This is a genomic window from Bradyrhizobium sp. CCBAU 51765 (genome assembly GCF_015291725.1).
Classification (GTDB): Bacteria; Pseudomonadota; Alphaproteobacteria; order Rhizobiales; family Xanthobacteraceae; genus Bradyrhizobium; species Bradyrhizobium liaoningense.
Window position 1 is genome coordinate 2,863,164 of sequence record NZ_CP030038.1, and the last position, 16,519, is coordinate 2,879,682.

General features: G+C 64.4%; 15 protein-coding genes and 1 pseudogene. 10 read left to right on the forward strand and 6 right to left on the reverse strand.

Going from position 1 to position 16,519, the window contains the following annotated elements:
- Window positions 1-31 precede the first annotated feature (31 nt).
- Complete coding sequence (locus XH96_RS13615) at window positions 32-1,150, forward strand: cobalamin-independent methionine synthase II family protein (RefSeq protein ID WP_194392935.1); 1,119 nt, start codon at window positions 32-34, stop codon at window positions 1,148-1,150.
- Window positions 1,151-1,315: 165 nt separating this feature from the next.
- Here the strand turns inward: XH96_RS13615 and XH96_RS39125 are convergent.
- Window positions 1,316-1,537: pseudogene (locus XH96_RS39125) on the reverse strand (caspase family protein); the annotation flags it as partial.
- Window positions 1,538-1,648: 111 nt separating this feature from the next.
- Between XH96_RS39125 and XH96_RS13620 the strand changes: the two are divergent.
- From XH96_RS13620 to XH96_RS13635, 4 genes are all read left to right on the forward strand, one after another.
- A complete protein-coding gene (locus XH96_RS13620; protein ID WP_061878907.1) occupies window positions 1,649-3,004 on the forward strand; it encodes a hypothetical protein in 1,356 nt (451 codons plus the stop codon).
- Between the two features lie 60 nt (window positions 3,005-3,064).
- Window positions 3,065-4,261, forward strand: a complete 1,197-nt coding sequence (gene metK / locus XH96_RS13625; RefSeq protein ID WP_194392936.1) for a methionine adenosyltransferase — start codon at window positions 3,065-3,067, stop codon at window positions 4,259-4,261.
- A gap of 87 nt (window positions 4,262-4,348) precedes the next feature.
- The gene (ahcY, locus tag XH96_RS13630) at window positions 4,349-5,770 is read left to right on the forward strand and encodes an adenosylhomocysteinase (protein ID WP_028180562.1); all 1,422 of its coding nucleotides are present in this window, start codon (window positions 4,349-4,351) and stop codon (window positions 5,768-5,770) included.
- A 158-nt stretch (window positions 5,771-5,928) separates the two neighbouring features.
- Window positions 5,929-7,389: an NAD(P)/FAD-dependent oxidoreductase gene (locus tag XH96_RS13635; protein WP_194392937.1), complete on the forward strand. Its 1,461-nt coding sequence runs from the start codon at window positions 5,929-5,931 to the stop codon at window positions 7,387-7,389.
- Between the two features lie 18 nt (window positions 7,390-7,407).
- Here the strand turns inward: XH96_RS13635 and XH96_RS13640 are convergent, their stop codons facing one another.
- The 3 genes from XH96_RS13640 to XH96_RS13650 are packed head-to-tail and all read right to left on the reverse strand — an operon-like array spanning window position 7,408 to window position 9,629.
- Window positions 7,408-8,637 carry a YbfB/YjiJ family MFS transporter gene (locus tag XH96_RS13640; RefSeq protein ID WP_194392938.1) on the reverse strand — a complete coding sequence of 410 codons (1,230 nt, stop codon included), beginning with the start codon at window positions 8,635-8,637 and terminating at the stop codon, window positions 7,408-7,410.
- Between the two features lie 28 nt (window positions 8,638-8,665).
- Window positions 8,666-8,902 carry a 4-oxalocrotonate tautomerase family protein gene (locus tag XH96_RS13645; RefSeq protein ID WP_193374348.1) on the reverse strand — a complete coding sequence of 79 codons (237 nt, stop codon included), beginning with the start codon at window positions 8,900-8,902 and terminating at the stop codon, window positions 8,666-8,668.
- Window positions 8,903-8,918: 16 nt separating this feature from the next.
- Window positions 8,919-9,629 (reverse strand): SDR family NAD(P)-dependent oxidoreductase, encoded by a 711-nt coding sequence (locus XH96_RS13650; protein ID WP_194392939.1) that lies wholly within the window; start codon window positions 9,627-9,629, stop codon window positions 8,919-8,921.
- Between the two features lie 212 nt (window positions 9,630-9,841).
- On the opposite strand from XH96_RS13650, the gene XH96_RS13655 reads away from it, so the two are divergent.
- The 4 genes from XH96_RS13655 (at window position 9,842) to XH96_RS13670 (ending at window position 12,613) form a co-directional block, all read left to right on the forward strand.
- A complete protein-coding gene (locus tag XH96_RS13655) occupies window positions 9,842-10,765 on the forward strand; it encodes a LysR family transcriptional regulator (RefSeq protein ID WP_194392940.1) in 924 nt (307 codons plus the stop codon).
- A 146-nt stretch (window positions 10,766-10,911) separates the two neighbouring features.
- Complete coding sequence (locus XH96_RS13660) at window positions 10,912-11,067, forward strand: hypothetical protein (RefSeq protein WP_162832013.1); 156 nt, start codon at window positions 10,912-10,914, stop codon at window positions 11,065-11,067.
- 145 nt (window positions 11,068-11,212) lie between these two features.
- Entirely contained in the window at window positions 11,213-12,142 is a 930-nt protein-coding gene (locus XH96_RS13665; protein ID WP_194392941.1) for an aspartyl/asparaginyl beta-hydroxylase domain-containing protein, read from the forward strand.
- A gap of 12 nt (window positions 12,143-12,154) precedes the next feature.
- Complete coding sequence (locus XH96_RS13670; RefSeq protein ID WP_194392942.1) at window positions 12,155-12,613, forward strand: nuclear transport factor 2 family protein; 459 nt, start codon at window positions 12,155-12,157, stop codon at window positions 12,611-12,613.
- A gap of 60 nt (window positions 12,614-12,673) precedes the next feature.
- Here the strand turns inward: XH96_RS13670 and XH96_RS13675 are convergent, their stop codons facing one another.
- The gene (locus tag XH96_RS13675) at window positions 12,674-13,375 is read right to left on the reverse strand and encodes a fumarylacetoacetate hydrolase family protein (RefSeq protein ID WP_028179464.1); all 702 of its coding nucleotides are present in this window, start codon (window positions 13,373-13,375) and stop codon (window positions 12,674-12,676) included.
- Between the two features lie 67 nt (window positions 13,376-13,442).
- Between XH96_RS13675 and XH96_RS13680 the strand changes: the two genes are divergently transcribed.
- On the forward strand, window positions 13,443-14,696 hold the full coding sequence (locus tag XH96_RS13680) for a dipeptidase (protein ID WP_246790076.1): 1,254 nt from the start codon (window positions 13,443-13,445) through the stop codon (window positions 14,694-14,696).
- Window positions 14,697-14,700: 4 nt separating this feature from the next.
- On the opposite strand, the gene XH96_RS13685 is transcribed toward XH96_RS13680, so the two are convergent.
- Entirely contained in the window at window positions 14,701-16,509 is a 1,809-nt protein-coding gene (locus XH96_RS13685; RefSeq protein ID WP_194392945.1) for an ABC transporter ATP-binding protein, read from the reverse strand.
- Between the last annotated feature and the right edge of the window lie 10 nt (window positions 16,510-16,519).

Sequence of the window (16,519 nt, forward strand, 5' to 3'; positions counted from 1 at the left end):
AACGAGCGCTGAAATTTCGGGAGAAACAAAAATGCAGCGAACCAGAGCCCCCTTCCGCGCCGACGAGGTCGGCAGTCTCCTGCGTCCGGCCAAGATCAAGGAGGCGCGCGCCAGGCTCGAGAAGGGCGAGATCTCGGCCGACGATCTGCGCAAGATCGAGGATCTGGAGATCGAGAAGGTCGTGCACAAGCAGGCCTCGATTGGCCTGCAGCTCGCGACCGACGGCGAATTCCGCCGCTCCTGGTGGCATTTCGACTTCCTGGCCAAGCTCACCGGCTGCGAGCTGTTTCACCCCGACACCGGCATCCAGTTCGCGGGCGTGCAGACCCGCCACGATGCGGTCCGCGTCATCGGCAAGCTCGACTTCCCCGACAACCATCCGATGCTGGATCACTTCCGCTTCCTGAAGAAGTACGCCGACCAGGCCCACGTCACCGCCAAGATGACGATCCCGTCGCCGGCGGTGCTCCACTTCCGCGGCGGCCGCAAGTCGATCTCCAAGGACGTCTATCCCGATCTCGACGCGTTCTACGAGGATCTCGGCAAGACCTACCGCAAGGCGGTGAAGGCCTTCTACGACGCCGGCTGCCGCTATCTCCAGTTCGACGATACCGTCTGGGCCTATCTCTGTTCGCAGGACGAACTGCAGAAGGCGCGTGAGCGCGGCGACAATCCCGACGGTCTCCAGCAGATCTATGCACGCATCATCAACTACGCGCTGGCCGAGAAGCCAGCCGACATGGTGGTGACGACGCATGTCTGCCGCGGTAATTTCCGCTCCACCTGGATCTCCTCGGGCGGCTACGAGCCGGTTGCCGAGACCATGCTCGCGGGCACCAATTACGACGGCTACTTCCTCGAATACGACAGCGACCGCGCCGGCGGCTTCGAGCCGCTGCGCTTCCTGCCCAAGGGCAACAAGGTCGTCGTGGTCGGCGTCATCACCTCGAAGTTCGGTGAGCTCGAGAAGAAGGACGACATCAAGCGCCGCCTGGAAGAAGCCGCCAAGTTCGCCCCGCTGGAGCAGCTCGCACTCTCGCCGCAATGCGGCTTTGCCTCGACGGAAGAGGGCAACGTTCTCTCCGAGGAGGAGCAATGGGCCAAGCTCAGCCTTGCGGTCGAGATCGCGAAGGAAGTGTGGGGCCAGTAAGTCTCCGCAGCTAAGGCTCACGGGTCCGGGACGCGCTGCAACGCTCTTGTGTTGCTGCGCAGAGCCGGCACCCATGCTGCTCGACTTGCTCTTCGGAGATATGGGCCTCGGCTCTGCAGCGCACCGCTGAAGAAGCGCTGCGCTGCGTCCGGGCACGAGAGCATCTCACCCCTCCGGCCGATCGACCTCCCCCAGCAGGGGCGAGTTGGACCACGGCACCTGATTGTTCTTGGTGGCCGACACCAACCTCAGCCCGCACCCGCCTCAACATCTCCTGCGCCTCCACGCCCGGCCCTGCCGACATGGCGCGAGGGCGGCGGAGCGTCGCGAGCTCGCGCCTTCGCCGTCGGGTGGGACCTCGTTTGGCGCGGTCGCATAGGCCATCAGCGGCGGCTCGCCGCGGACGGATCGGGGCGCCGGACGTATGCGCTATTCCCTGAGTGGGCAGAATTTGCTAGGACACGGAGCCCAACCTGTCTGCCCACTGTGTCCCACCCCATGAAGAACGACGAAATCCTGAGCCAGATCACGGAGTTCTGCCGCAAGGCGGACATGGCGGAATCGACGTTCGGCCGGCGCGCGGTGAATGATGGGAAGCTGGTGCATCGCCTGCGCGAGGGAAAACGCATCACCATCGACACGCTGGAGCGGATCCAGGCCTATATGGCCGCATCGATCGCCGGCGGCATGCCGCCGCCGCGGGGACTTCAGGTCCCGCCCGAAAAGCGCGATCCACGCGGCAATTTCCGGTTCTTCGAGAACCGCCAGAAATACCTGCTGTTCGTCCACACCTGCAGCGAAAAGCGAGTGATCGCAGACAGGGTCGCGCTGGAACTGGCCTCGATCCATCCGCGCCCGCCGGCCTTGCGCCTGTTCGATGCCGGCGTCGGCGACGGCACGGTGCTGGCGCGGGTGCTGCGCGCAACGCATCAGCGCTTTCCGCACATGCCGTTCTATGTCGCTGGCAAGGAGCTCAGTCTGGAGGACCTGCGCCTGACGCTGGAAAAGGTGCCGGATCGCATTTTCGAGCATCCGGCATCGGTGTTCGTCTTCACCAACATGTTTTACGCGGAGGCGCCCTGGCTTACGCCGGCATCGCCGGCTGCGGCGGCCGCTACCGTCTGGCACGAGGTGCCGCTCCGCGGCGCTTCGTCGGGCGAGTTCGAGCAGCAGATCGCGGAGCTGAGGCCATTCCTGGAGCAGAACTGGCGCGCCGCGATCAGCCCCCGCACCGCCATGCCGCTCTACGAGCGGCCCGTCGTCCTCGTGCTCTATCGCGAGGATCACAGGTTTCTTCTGGATGCGACCATTCCGCGGCCGGGCCAGGCCGAGGCCAATTTCGACCTCGTCATCGCTTCCCAGCCCTACCGGGCCCTGTCCTCGGTCAATTTCCGGGCCAAACGCATTATTGCCCCCCTGGCGCGGGCGCTTCGACCGGGAGGGCGGCTGATCGGAATCCACTCCCATGGCCAGGATCCGGGCATGGAAATGATCCAGGCGATCTGGCCGGGAGAAAACCCTTTCTCAGTGAGCCGTCATGAGCTATTGCGCGCAGTTAAGTATGAACTTGGATCGGTGGGCCGCGACTTAAATTTTAATGCCTACGCGGACAACCGTTCGATCTTCAGGTATGATATGGAAGCTCTGCCCAACGAGGTCACGGGCACTATCGGAACCTCGACGGCCTTTGCAGCGTGGAATGCGGCGGTGTATGTCGCTCAGATTGAGGACGACCGGTTGACGGAAATGACTCAAAACAGCCGCACCCTGGACGCCGCCAGGGACGTGCTGCGGAAGTACAATGGGCTCTGGTTTCTCGACGAATCCTACGTCATCTCGCGCCGGCGTGATTGACATCATTAAAGGTAAACATCGCAAACGCCCGCCGGCTAGCGGCGGAACAAGGGGTTACTGATGCGCGCGTCCTATCTCTTCACCAGCGAGTCCGTGTCCGAGGGCCATCCGGACAAGGTCTGTGACCGGATCTCCGACGAGATCGTCGACCTGTTCTATCGTGAAGGGCCGAAGGCGGGCATCGATCCGTGGGCCATCCGCGCCGCCTGCGAGACGCTCGCGACCACCAACAAGGTGGTGATCGCCGGCGAGACCCGCGGTCCGAAGTCGGTGACCAACGAGCAGATCGAGAGCGTCGTCCGGGGCGCTATCAAGGACATCGGCTACGAGCAGGAGGGCTTCCACTGGAAGACCTGCGACATCGAGATCCTCCTGCATCCGCAGTCGGCCGACATCGCCCAGGGCGTCGATGCGCTTCAGCCGGGTGAGGTCAAGGAAGAAGGCGCGGGCGACCAGGGCATCATGTTCGGTTACGCCACCAACGAGACGCCCGACCTGATGCCGGCGCCGATCTTCTACGCCCATAAGATCCTGCGCCTGATCTCCGAAGCCCGTCACTCCGGCAAGGAGAAGGTGCTCGGTCCGGATTCCAAGAGCCAGGTCACCGTGCAGTACGAGAACGGCAAGCCGGTCGCCGTGCGCGAGATCGTGGTCTCGCACCAGCATCTGGTCGAGGACCTCAGCTCCAAGCAAATCCGCGACATCGTCGAGCCCTATGTGCGTGAGGCACTGCCGAGGGACTGGATCACGCCGAAGACGATCTGGCACATCAATCCGACCGGCAAGTTCTTCATCGGCGGTCCCGACGGCGACACCGGCCTGACCGGCCGCAAGATCATCGTCGACACCTATGGCGGCGCGGCCCCGCACGGCGGCGGCGCGTTCTCCGGCAAGGATCCGACCAAGGTCGACCGCTCGGCGGCCTACGCTGCGCGCTACGTCGCCAAGAACATCGTCGCGGCCGGTCTTGCCGACCGCTGCACGCTCCAGCTCGCCTACGCGATTGGCGTGGCGCGTCCGCTGTCGATCTACATCGACACCCACGGCACCGGCAAGGTGTCGGAGGACCAGCTCGAGAAGGCGGCGGCGCTGGCGATGGATCTCACGCCGCGCGGCATCCGCAGTCATCTCGACCTCAACCGCCCGATCTACGCGCGGACGTCTGCCTACGGCCATTTCGGCCGCACGCCCGACAACGAGGGCGGCTTCTCCTGGGAGAAGACTGATCTCGTCGAGCCGCTCAAGCGCGCGCTCTAGTTCTCTTGCGTCGTTCCGGGTTCGCTCGTTTCACGAGCGCCCCGGAACGACGAGCCAACAAGACGAGCCAACAAACAGGAACCCCCTATGAACGCGAAGCCCGGCTTCACCGATTACATCGTCAAGGACATTTCGCTCGCCGATTTCGGCCGCAAGGAGATCTCGCTCGCCGAGACCGAGATGCCCGGCCTGATGGCCACCCGCGAGGAGTACGGCCCAAAGCAGCCGCTGAAGGGCGCGCGCATCGCCGGCTCGCTGCACATGACTATTCAGACCGCGGTGCTGATCGAGACGCTGGCAGCGCTCGGCGCGGACATCCGCTGGGTCTCCTGCAACATCTACTCGACGCAGGACCACGCCGCGGCCGCGATCGCCGCCGCCGGCATTCCGGTGTTCGCCGTCAAGGGCGAGACTCTGACCGAGTACTGGGACTACACCGCAAAGCTGTTCGACTGGCATGGCGGCGGCACGCCGAACATGATCCTCGATGACGGCGGCGATGCCACCATGCTCGTGCATGCCGGCGTCCGCGCCGAGAACGGCGACACCGCTTTCCTCGACAAGCCGGGTTCGGAGGAGGAAGAGATCTTCTACGCGCTGGTCAAGCGCCTGCTGAAAGAGAAGCCGAAGGGCTATTTCGGCGAGATCGCCAAGAACATCAAGGGCGTCTCCGAAGAGACCACCACGGGCGTGCATCGCCTCTACGAGATGGCCAACAAGGGCACGCTCCTGTTCCCCGCCATCAACGTCAACGACAGCGTCACCAAGTCGAAGTTCGACAACCTCTATGGCTGCCGTGAATCGCTGGTCGACGGCATCCGCCGTGGTACCGACGTGATGCTGTCGGGCAAGGTGGCGATGGTCGCCGGCTTCGGCGACGTCGGCAAGGGCTCGGCCGCCTCGCTGCGCCAGGCCGGCTGCCGCGTCATGGTGTCGGAAGTCGATCCGATCTGCGCGCTGCAGGCCGCGATGGAGGGCTACGAGGTCGTGACCATGGAAGACGCCGCGCCCCGCGCCGACATCTTCGTCACAGCCACCGGCAACAAGGACATCATCACGATCGAGCACATGCGCGCGATGAAGGATCGCGCCATCGTCTGCAACATCGGTCACTTCGACAACGAGATCCAGATCGCGGCGCTCCGCAATCTGAAGTGGACCAACATCAAGCCGCAGGTCGACGAGATCGAATTCCCCGACAAGCACCGCATCATCATGCTGTCGGAAGGCCGCCTCGTGAACCTCGGCAACGCCATGGGCCACCCGTCCTTCGTGATGTCGGCGTCCTTCACCAACCAGACGCTGGCGCAGATCGAGCTGTTCGCCAACAACAAGGACGGCAAGTACGGGAAGAAGGTCTACGTCCTGCCGAAGACCCTCGATGAGAAGGTCGCGCGCCTGCACCTCGCCAAGATCGGCGTCAAGCTCACCGAGCTGCGCAAGGATCAGGCCGACTACATCGGCGTCAAGCAGGAAGGCCCGTACAAGTCGGACCACTACCGGTACTGATGCTGGTTCGATCGATCTCGACGCGAAGCCCCGGAGCGATCCGGGGCTTCGTTGTTTTCGGCGCATGGAATTCGGTTCGCCTTTTAGTTGCTGCACGGCTGATTGCCGATTGACGGCCAGCAGCGGCGGGCGGACACTCGCCGGTGGCGGAGGAAACCATGCAACCAGAACATGTCGACGTCCTCATCGTCGGTGCCGGGCTATCAGGCATCGGCGCGGGCTATCATTTGCAGACCAGGTGTCCGACCAAGAGCTACGTCATCCTCGAGGGGCGCGACTGCATCGGCGGCACCTGGGACCTGTTCCGCTATCCCGGCATCCGCTCCGACAGCGACATGTTCACGCTCGGCTATTCCTTCAAGCCGTGGACGGATCCGAAGGCGATCGCCGACGGGCCGCAGATCCTGAACTATGTGCGCGAGACCGCGGCCGAGAACGGCATCGACAGGCACATCCGCTTCCGCCATCGCGTCAAGCGCGCGTCGTGGTCGACGCCTGATGCACGCTGGACCGTCGAGGCCGAGCGCATCTCGGGCGAGGGCGCGACCGAGCTCGTGCGGTTCACCTGCAATTTCTTATTTCTGTGCTCGGGCTATTACAAATACGAGGCGGGCTACACGCCGGAGTTCAAGGGCACCGCGGATTTCGCCGGCCGCATCGTGCATCCGCAGAAATGGACCGAGGACATCGACTACGCGGGCAAGCGCGTCGTCGTGATCGGCTCGGGCGCCACCGCGGTGACGCTGGTACCGGAGCTCGCCAAGACAGCGGCGCAGGTCACCATGCTCCAGCGTTCGCCGACCTATGTGGTGTCGCGCCCCGCGCAGGATCCCCTCGCCAACAAATTGCGCCGCAATTTGCCGGCGCAGCTCGCCTATCATCTGATCCGCTGGCGCAACGTGATGTGGGGGATGTTCTTCTTCCAGCTCAGCCGGCGCCGGCCCGCGAAGGTGAGGGACCTCATCCTGAAGGGCGTCCGCATGGCGCTCGGCCCCGGCTACGACGTCGCGACCCATTTCACGCCGCGCTACAATCCCTGGGACCAGCGGCTGTGCCTTGTTCCCGACGGCGATCTGTTCAAGGCGATCCGCGAGCAGCGCGCCGCCGTCGTCACCAGCGAGATCGACACGTTTACCCGCGACGGCATCCGTCTGAAGGACGGCCGCGAGCTTGCGGCCGACATCATCGTGACGGCGACCGGGCTGGTGCTCCAGGTCGTCGGCGGTCTCGAGGTCAGCGTCGACGGCCGCGCCGTCGATTTCGCCAATACGCTGACCTACAAGGGCATGATGTATGCCGACGTGCCCAACATGGCTTCGGCGCTCGGCTACACCAATGCATCCTGGACGCTGAAATGCGATCTCACCTGCGAATATGTCTGCCGGCTCATCAACTACATGGACCGGCATAATTTCCGCCAGTGCATGCCGCACAATGACGACCCCGAGATCACCGCGCAGCCCTCGCTCGATTTCACCTCGGGTTACGTGCAGCGCTCGGTGGCAAAACTGCCGAAGCAGGGTTCCAGGCGGCCGTGGCGGCTGCACCAGAACTACGCGCTCGACATCGTCTCCCTGCGCTTCGGCCGGATCGACGACGGCGTGATGCAATATTCCTGATCGCGCCGCCGCTCGCCTCTATGCCTTGCGTGTGATGAGCGCGAACCCAAGATCGATCGCGAGCGCCAGCACCGCGGCGCCGCCGCCGAGGCCGAACAGCAACAGGTAGTCGCCGCCCGTCTGGGCGTAGATCCAGGAGAAGCCGTAAGCGGCGGTCGCCTGGAACAGCGCAAAGCTGGTGGTGGCATGGCTCCATATCGCGCGTTGCTGTTGGCTGGAGTGAGGCACGAGCTCATGGATGCGACCCAGCACCAGCGGTACGATGCCTGGCGTGAAGCCGCCGACCACGACGCTCGACACGACCAATGAAACCGGCGCGGTGCTGACGGTTGGCAGCAGCACGGCTCCCGCCTCGATCAGGAAGGCCGCGCGCAGGGCCGGGCCGAAACCCGAGCGGTCACCGAGATGACCGGTGATCAGCGGGCCGACGATCGCGGCGAGGCCGTACAGCACCCAATAGCGCGATCCCGCGGCAATGCCCTGGGCCAGGCCGCGTGCCACGAAGTCGACGATGAAGACCATGTGCGGCACCAGCGCCACCGCATTGAGGCCGTACTGAACCAGCAGCGCGCGGGCGGCCGGCGAGACGCGATGAGGTTTGGCTGGATGCGAGGGCGCAGCATCGGCCTTGGTCTCGGCAGGCCAGTTCCACCAACTCGCGAGCGTGAGCAGGGCGGAGAGCATGCCGAGGCCATACCAGCTCTGCTGCAAACCCTGTTGCAGCAACAATGGCACCAGCGTGCCCGATGCCGCGACGCCGAGGCCGACGCCGGCGAAGATCACACCGCCGACGATGCCGCGCCGTGCGGCCGAGGTATGCGGCAGAATGACGGACGCCGCCAGCACCATGATAATGCCGCCGGTGAGGCCGGCCAGGAAGCGCCACGCGAAAAACCAGCTGAACGACAACGGCGCCGAGCTGGCGAAAAAGGAGAGGGTGGCGAGCAGCATCATCGTCCGTAACGCGCGGACCGCGCCGATGCGGGTGGCAAGCGCTCGTGCTGCGAGCGCGCCGGCGAGATAGCCGGCGAGGTTCGCAGCGCCGAGATAGACGACGTCGGATGCGCTGAACCATTTTGCGGCGATCAAAGCCGGGATCAGCGGCGTGTAGGAGAAGCGGGCGAGGCCAAGCCCGACCAGCGAGGCGGACAAACCCGCCACAGCATACCGCCAGGTTGTTCGTGAGGCCGAGCCCGGCCGCGGTTGCGGACGGGTCTCGACGTGTCGCTTCGTGTCTGCGTTGGTCATGTCATCTTCCTGCGCGAGGGGGCGCGGATCATCCTGTCCGGGCGGCGCGGCGGCGCCTGAATTCCTGCACCGGCAGGCCGCCCCAGCCCCAATTGTCTGTGTCCACTTCCTCGATCACCACAAAAGTGGAATCGAGCGGCTTGCCGAGCACGTCGAGCAGGAGCTGGCTTGAACCCTTGATCAGCGCGGCCTTTTCCTCCGCAGTGAGCGACGCCGCTCCCGGCGTCGTTCCCTCGCGGGTGACTTGAATGGTGACGATGGGCATCGTGCTTCTCCCCGTCTCAATGGCCGGCGCTCTGGCCGCCGTCGACATGCAGGATCTCGCCGGTGACGAAGGAGGCCCCCTCGAGATAGAGGACTGCGTCGACGATGTCGGACATCTCGCCCATGTGACCGACCGGGTGCAGCGCACTGAGCTGCGCATGCGTCGCGACCGGATGCATCGGCGACTTGATGATGCCGGGTGAGACCGCGTTCACACGGATGCCGCGCTTGGCGTACTCGATCGCGAGCGATCTGGTCGCAGCGTTCAGCCCGCCCTTGCTCAGCGAGGCCAGCACGGATGGCACGTTGGAATTGGCCTGATCCGCCAGCGTGGTCGTGATCTGCACCACGTGGCCGGATCCCTGCTTCTCCATCTCGGCAATGGCGAGCTGCGTGATGTTGAAGAACCCCGCGACGTTCGTTCCCATCACCGCGGCATAGTCCTCGGCCGTGTATTGCGTGAACGGCTTTGCGACGAAGATGCCGGCGTTGTTGACCAGCGTGTCGACCCGACCGAAGCGGGCGATCGCCTGTGAGACTACGCGCTCGGCAGTGGAACGGTCGGCGATGTCGCCGGGAACGGCGAGGACATCATCGTCGCCAGACGGCTTGATGGAGCGCGCCGTGGCGACGACGCGGTAGTTGCGATCGCGAAAACCCTGCACCAATGCGGCGCCGATGCCCTGCGATGCACCGGTGACGATGGCGACCTTCTGCTCGATACCCATGATGGGCTCCTGTTGTTGGCTTTGAGACCTGCGCCAGCTGCGGCTGGCTTGCGTGCTGAGGTACGCCGCGGCGGCCCGGTCGCGAATAGCCGCTGTCCGGCACACACTCTTTCGCCGCGCGAACGAATGTGGGGCCGGCACCCCGGGTAGTTGTCGAGGTTGCGGCGAACGCCTAGCCTGCGAGCGGAAGCCCAGAGCAAGACGGGAAGGGAATGGATCGTCTGGATGCGATGAAAGTGTTCGTCCTGGCCGTGGACGAAGGCAGCTTGGCCGCCGCAGGACGCAAACTCGGCCGCTCGCCGGCGGCGGTGAGCCGGGCCATCGCGTTTCTGGAAGAACGCGTGGGCGCCGAATTGCTGCACCGGACCACGCGCTCGATCAAGCTGAGCGAGGAGGGGGAGCGCTATGCCGCGATCTGCCGCCGTGTGCTCGCCGAGCTAGAGGAAGCCGACGACATCGCGGCGGGACCGCGCACGGCGCCGCGCGGCCTGCTCACGATCACCGCTCCCGTGGTCTCGGGGGAGATGGTCTTGCGGCCGATTCTGGATGCGTTTCTCGATGCCTATCCCACCGTGTCGGCAAAGCTCCTGCTGTTCGATCGCGCGGTCAATCTGATCGAGGAGGGGATCGACGTCGCGCTTCGCATCGGTCCTTTGGCGGATTCGGCGATGATTGCCATGCGGGTCGGAGAGATCAGCCGTGTCGTGGTGGCAGCGCCGCGCTATCTGAAGCAACATCCGCGCATCGCCGAGCCCGGCGATCTCGCCAAGCACCAGATCGTCGCGATGGCGCATCTGCCCAATTCCTGGACCTTCGCACCACAGGCGGGTTCATCGGTGCCGCGCTCGGTGCAGTTTACCCCGCGGCTCGTCGTCAACAGCACCTATGCGGCAGTGGCCTCCGCCGTTGCCGGGCGGGGCGTGGCGCGGATGTATTCGTACCAGGTCGCCGAGCAGGTCGCGCGCGGCGAGCTTGAGATCGTCCTGGCCGGCGACGAGGACCCGGAGATGCCCGCGCATTTGATCTGCCCGCAGGGCCGGCTCTCGGTGCCGAAGGTGCGGGCCTTCACCGACTTCGCGGCGCCCCGGCTGAAGAAGCAGTTTGCGCTGCTGAAAAAGAGCATCAAGGCGCGCTGAGCCGCTTCGCTGCCTCGCAATGCGTTGTTTTGCGTATACGGCGGCCCGGCTGAATCGGCGAGGGTTCCAAAACGGTTAACGCCGATTTAACGGATGAGTCCTAGCCTGTCTCGGCCGGGGTTACTCGCAAAGCCGAGGTGAGCCCAATGGAAGCCCAGAAGATCGCGGTCGACGCTGTCGTCGCGCTGACCGATTGCGACCGCGAGGCCGTGATCGCCTTCATCCGCCGTCTCTACCTGGCCGGCGTCACCGATCCCAAGCGCCTGACCTTCAAGGGGCTGCAGGCGCTGTCGCGGGCTTGATTCGGACGGTTCCGGCCCTTTCGACCCAAGTTCCCGGCCGAACGCTCTCCCCAGCGTGATTGCAACCCTCCGGTGAATATCTTGTCGCTCGGGCCCGGCCGGAGTAGATGACGTCCCCGGCTGGGTTCACTTGGGAACTGGGGAAATGCTGAAACAGCTTTTTGCGCCGCAACTTGTCATTCTTTATGTGCTGGCGGCCTCGACGATTTACGTTCACTTCCGCGGCAAGCAGCGGCTGCGCTTCGCGCGCCAGCTCGGCGATCACTCGACCTATCTCGCGCCCTACAACGTGCTGATGTACGCCGGCTCGGCCGTGCCGAACAAGCCGGTGATCCCGGTCGAGCAGTTTCCGGAGCTGAAGCCCCTCAGCGAGAACTGGGAGACCATCCGCGACGAGGCCGTCCGCCTGTTCGACGAAGGCTTCATTCGCGCGGCGGCGAAGAATAACGATTGGGGCTTCTACTCGTTCTTCAAGAGCGGCTGGAAGCGGTTTTACCTGAAATGGTATGATGACTTCCTGCCCTCGGCGCGCACGCTGTGCCCGAAGACGGTGGAGCTCTTGAACGCGATCCCGAGCGTGCACGGCGCGATGTTCGCGATGCTGCCCCCGGGCGGCAAGCTGGGCGCGCACCGCGATCCCTTCGCGGGCTCGCTGCGCTATCATCTTGGCCTCGTCACGCCGAATTCGAACAAGTGCCGGATTCTCGTCGACGGCGTCGAATGCGTCTGGCGCGACGGCGAGGCCTTCATGTTCGACGAGACCTTCATCCACAGCGCCGAGAATGCGACCGACGTCAACCGCATCATCCTGTTCTGCGACGTCGAGCGTCCGATGAAGTATGGCTTCATGACCGCGATCAACCGCTGGGTCAGCCATCACATCGTCAAGGCGTCGGCGACCCAGAACGTCGATGGCGAGAATGTCGGCGTGCTCAACAAGGTGTTCGGCAAGCTCTACGAGATCCATCTCGCCAGCCGCAAGGTCAAGGAGTGGAACCGCAACGTCTACTACACGCTGAAATACTCGCTGACGGCGCTGATCCTCGGCCTCATCGTGTGGTCGGCGCTACGGTGAATGATCCGGCCAATGACCTCCCTGCCGATTGCTGACGCGGAGATCACGCAGTTCTTCCGCAACTGGCTGGAGACCTTCGCGGGCTATGTCCGCGAGGTCGACTACGCTTCGGCGCGGCCGCTTTTCCATCCGGACGTGCTCGCCTTCGGCACGCACAACGATGTCATCCCCGGCCTTGATCAGTGGGTCTCGACGCAGTGGAATAACGTCTGGCCGAAGACGACCGATTTCCGCTTCGTCCTCGAGCAGACTTCCGTTCTGGCATCTGCCGATGGCGCGATGGCGACTGTGATCGCGCCGTGGACGAGCACGGGCTATCATCCCGACGGCAGCGCGTTTGTGCGGCCCGGCCGCGCCACGATGGTGTTTTCCAGAAATGGCGCGGGCTGGCTGTGCGTGCATTCGCACATGTCGCTCAATCGCGGTGTGCCGCAGACGAGCCATGCCAATCGGCCGGTGAAGGCCTGGTAAAGACAGAAAAAGCCCCGGATGGGTTCCCCCCGGGGCTTTTTGATTCCAGACGTGTGCAGCCTATTCCGGCTGGCCGATGCTCACCTTCAGCGTGCCGACGCCGTCGACGCCACATTCGAGCTTGTCGCCGGGTTGGAGCTGCGACACGCCGGCGGGCGTGCCGGTCATGATGATGTCGCCGGCGGCGAGCTTCACCTGCTGCGAGAGTTGCCAGATGATTTCGGGCACGTTCCAGATCAGCTCGGTGAGGTCGCCCTTCTGCGCTTCCTTGCCGTTGACCGTCAGCCAGATCTTGCCCTTGGAAGGATGGCCGATTTTCGAGGCCGGCTGCACCGCGGAGCAGGGCGCCGAATAGTCGAACGACTTGCCGATCTCCCAGGGACGCTCCTTCTTGCGCGAGGCGATCTGGAGATCGCGGCGGGTGAGATCGATGCCGACGGCGTAGCCGTAGACGTGGTCCAGCGCCTTGTCGGCGGGAATGTTGAGGCCGCCGCTCTTCATCGCAACGATCAGTTCGACCTCGTGATGCAGGTCCTTGGTCAGCGGCGGATAGGGAATGGTGGCGCCATCGGGCACCAGCATGTCGGCGTGCTTGGCGAAGAAGAACGGCGGGGCGCGCTCGTCATTGCCCATCTCGCGGATGTGCTCGAGATAATTGCGGCCGACGCACCAGATGCGGCGCACCGGATAACGGCCGCTCTCGCCGACGACGGGAAGCGAAGCCTGGGGCGGAAGCGGGATGACGTAGGAGGCGGCGTTCATGTAAGGTCTCGGCGGGTTGCAAAGAAAGGGCGCTGTCGTATTTACGCGGTTGCAGAGGGCGAGGCTAGTGGTGCCGGCGGAAAAAGGAGCTCTACCCGCGCCATCGCCGACCGGATACAGCGGCGCGAATGTAAGTGAGGGGGCCGTGAAGAAATGGATATTGGCGGGTGCTGCCGTCGTCGTGATCGTGGTGTTCGGTCTTGTCCTTCGTTTCTTCATGGTCGCACCGGGACGTATCGAACAGGGGCAGAACCGGATCGTTCCAGTCGCGTTGAACGTAACGCCGGCAGCGCAAGCCCTGCATGCAACGCTCGATGTCGCCGACATGCATGCCGACAGCCTGCTCTGGAAGCGCGACCTGCTGGAGCGATCTGATCGCGGACATGTGGATGTTCCACGCCTCGTCGAAGGGCACTACGCGCTCCAGGTGTTCTCGTCCGTGACCAAATCGCCGAAGGGCCAGAACTACAAGGCCAATAGTGCCGACAGCGATACTATCACCTCGTTGGCCATCGTCGATCTGCAGCCGATCAGAACCTGGAATTCGCTATTGCAGCGCTCGCTCTGGCACGCCGAGAAGCTGCGGGACTACGCCGCGAGGTCGGGCGGCCGGCTCCGCCTGATCACGACGCCGGTCGAAGTCGACCGGCTGCTCGCGGACAGGAAGGGCGGAGCCTCCGTTGTGGGCGGAATGCTTTCAATCGAGGGGCTGCAAGATATCGAGGGCCGCATTGAAAACCTCGATGTCCTTTACGCCGCGGGATTCCGCATGGCCGGTCTCGCGCATTTCTTCGACAATGATGTGGCCGGGTCAATGCACGGCATGCAAAAGGGCGGGCTGACTCAACTCGGCCGACAGGTGGTGCAGCGTATGGAGGGACTTGGGATGATCGTCGATCTGGCGCATTCCAGCCATACGACGGTGGCCGAGGTGCTGGCGATAGCGAAGCGACCGGTGGTCTCCAGCCATGGCGGCGTGCAGGCGACCTGCAAGGTCAACCGCAACCTCTCCGATGACGAGATCAAGGGTATCGCGAAGACCGGTGGCGTGATTGGAATCGGCTACTGGGAAGGGGCGATCTGCTCGACCAAGCCGGAGGCTGCAGCGCGGGCGATTGCCTATGTGCGCGATCTCGTGGGCATCGATCACGTCGGTCTCGGCTCGGACTTCGACGGTTCGACCACGACGGGCTTTGACGCAAGCCAGGTTGCTGCGATTACGCAGGCCCTGCTCAGTTCAGGTTTCTCCGAAGAGGACATCCGCAAGGTGATGGGCGGCAACGTCCTGCGCGTGATCCGCGCAGGGCTGGCGCCGTCCTGATTGGTCAGGAGTTGGCGGAGTAGGCCAACACGGGCGCAGCCTCCGTGTCCCGATGCTGCAACCGGAAGAACGAGGCATAGCGCCCGGCGCGGCGGAGCAGCTCGTCATGCCGGCCCTGCTCGACGATCTCGCCGCCCTCGACCACCAGGATGGCGTCGGCGTGCATGATGGTGTGCAGGCGATGCGCGATCACGATGGTGGTGCGGTTCCGGCAGAGGTGCTCGATCGCCTCCTGCACCTGCCGCTCGGATTCGGAATCGAGCGCGGCGGTGGCTTCGTCCAACAGGATGATCGGCGCGTTCTTGATCAGCGCGCGGGCCACCGCGATGCGCTGGCGCTGGCCGCCGGAGAGCTGCGTGCCGTGCTCGCCGACAGGCGTGTCGTAGCCGAGCGGGAAGCCCATGATGAAATCATGCGCGCAGGCGGCCTTGGCGGCGTCGACGATTTCGTCCTCGCTCGCGCCCGGCCGGCCGAAGGCGATGTTGCTGCGGATGGTGTCGCGGAACAAATAGACGTCCTGGCCGACATAGGCGGTCTGTGCCCGCAGCGATTTGCGCGAGACCGCGCCGATCGACTGGCCGTCGATCACGATGTCGCCTTGCGTCACCTCGTAGAAGCGCAAGAGCAGCGCCAGCACGGTCGACTTGCCGCCGCCGGAGGGGCCGACCAGCGCGGTGACCTTGCCGGGCTCGGCCGTGAAGCTCATGCGGTTGAGCACGGTCTCGCCGTCGCGATAGGAGAAGCTGACGTCGCGCAGCTCGATGCGGGCATCTGACAGCTTCAGCGACGGCTTGTCGTCGTCGGACTGCTCGCTCGCGGGGCTGTCGATGATCTCGAGCAACATCCGCGCGCCGACCAGTTGACTGTTCAAATCGATGTTGAGCCGGGCCAGCCGCTTGGCCGGCTCGGTCGCCATCAGGAACGCGGTCATGAAGGAGAAGAACGCGCCGGGCGTGGCGTTGAGCGCGACCACGGCATAGCCGCCGTACATCAGGCAGCCGGCGACGGCGAAGCCGCCGAGCATTTCCATCAGCGGGTTGGAGCGGTTGGCGACGCGGGCCATCTTGTTGGCGTTGCGCTCGACGACCGCGATGTTCTCGTCGATCCGCTTCTGCATGGTCTCTTCGAGCGTGAACGCCTTGACGGTGCGGATGCCTTGCAGCGATTCCTGCATCGTCTCCATGATGTCCGCGGTGCCGGTGAACTGGTTGAAGGCGAGGCCCTTGATGCGCTTGACCAGCTTGCGCAGCACCAGCATTGCCGGCGGCACCGCGACGAGGCCGATGAACGACATCAGCGGATCCTGCCATACCATCACGCCGATCATGGCGAGCAGCATCAGGAGGTCGCGCCCGATGGCGTTGACCAGCATGTTGAGCACATCGGTGATGGATTTGGCGCCCGCCGTCAGCCGGGCCAGGAACTCGGACGAATGCCGCTCGGAGAAGAAGCCGACGCTCTCGCGCATCAGCTTGGCGAACAGCTGGCGCTGGTTGGTGGCAAGAATCGCGTTGCTGATCTTGGTCAGGATCACCATGTGGCCGTAGGTCGCCACGCCCTTGACGAAGAGCAGCGCGACGGTGATCCCTGAGAACATCGCGATGCCCGGGATGTTCTTGTCGACATAGGCCTGGTTGATGACCTGGCCGAGCACATAGGTCGCGCCCGCGGTCGCACCTGCGGCGAGCGCCATCAGCGCGAAGGCGACGAGGTAGCGCCGCCAGTAGACGATGCCCTGTTCCGTGACCAGGCGGCGAATCAGGACCGCTGCCGCGTAGGGATCGTCGGTGATTTTCTTCGGAAACTGGGCCATCCGGTGTCCA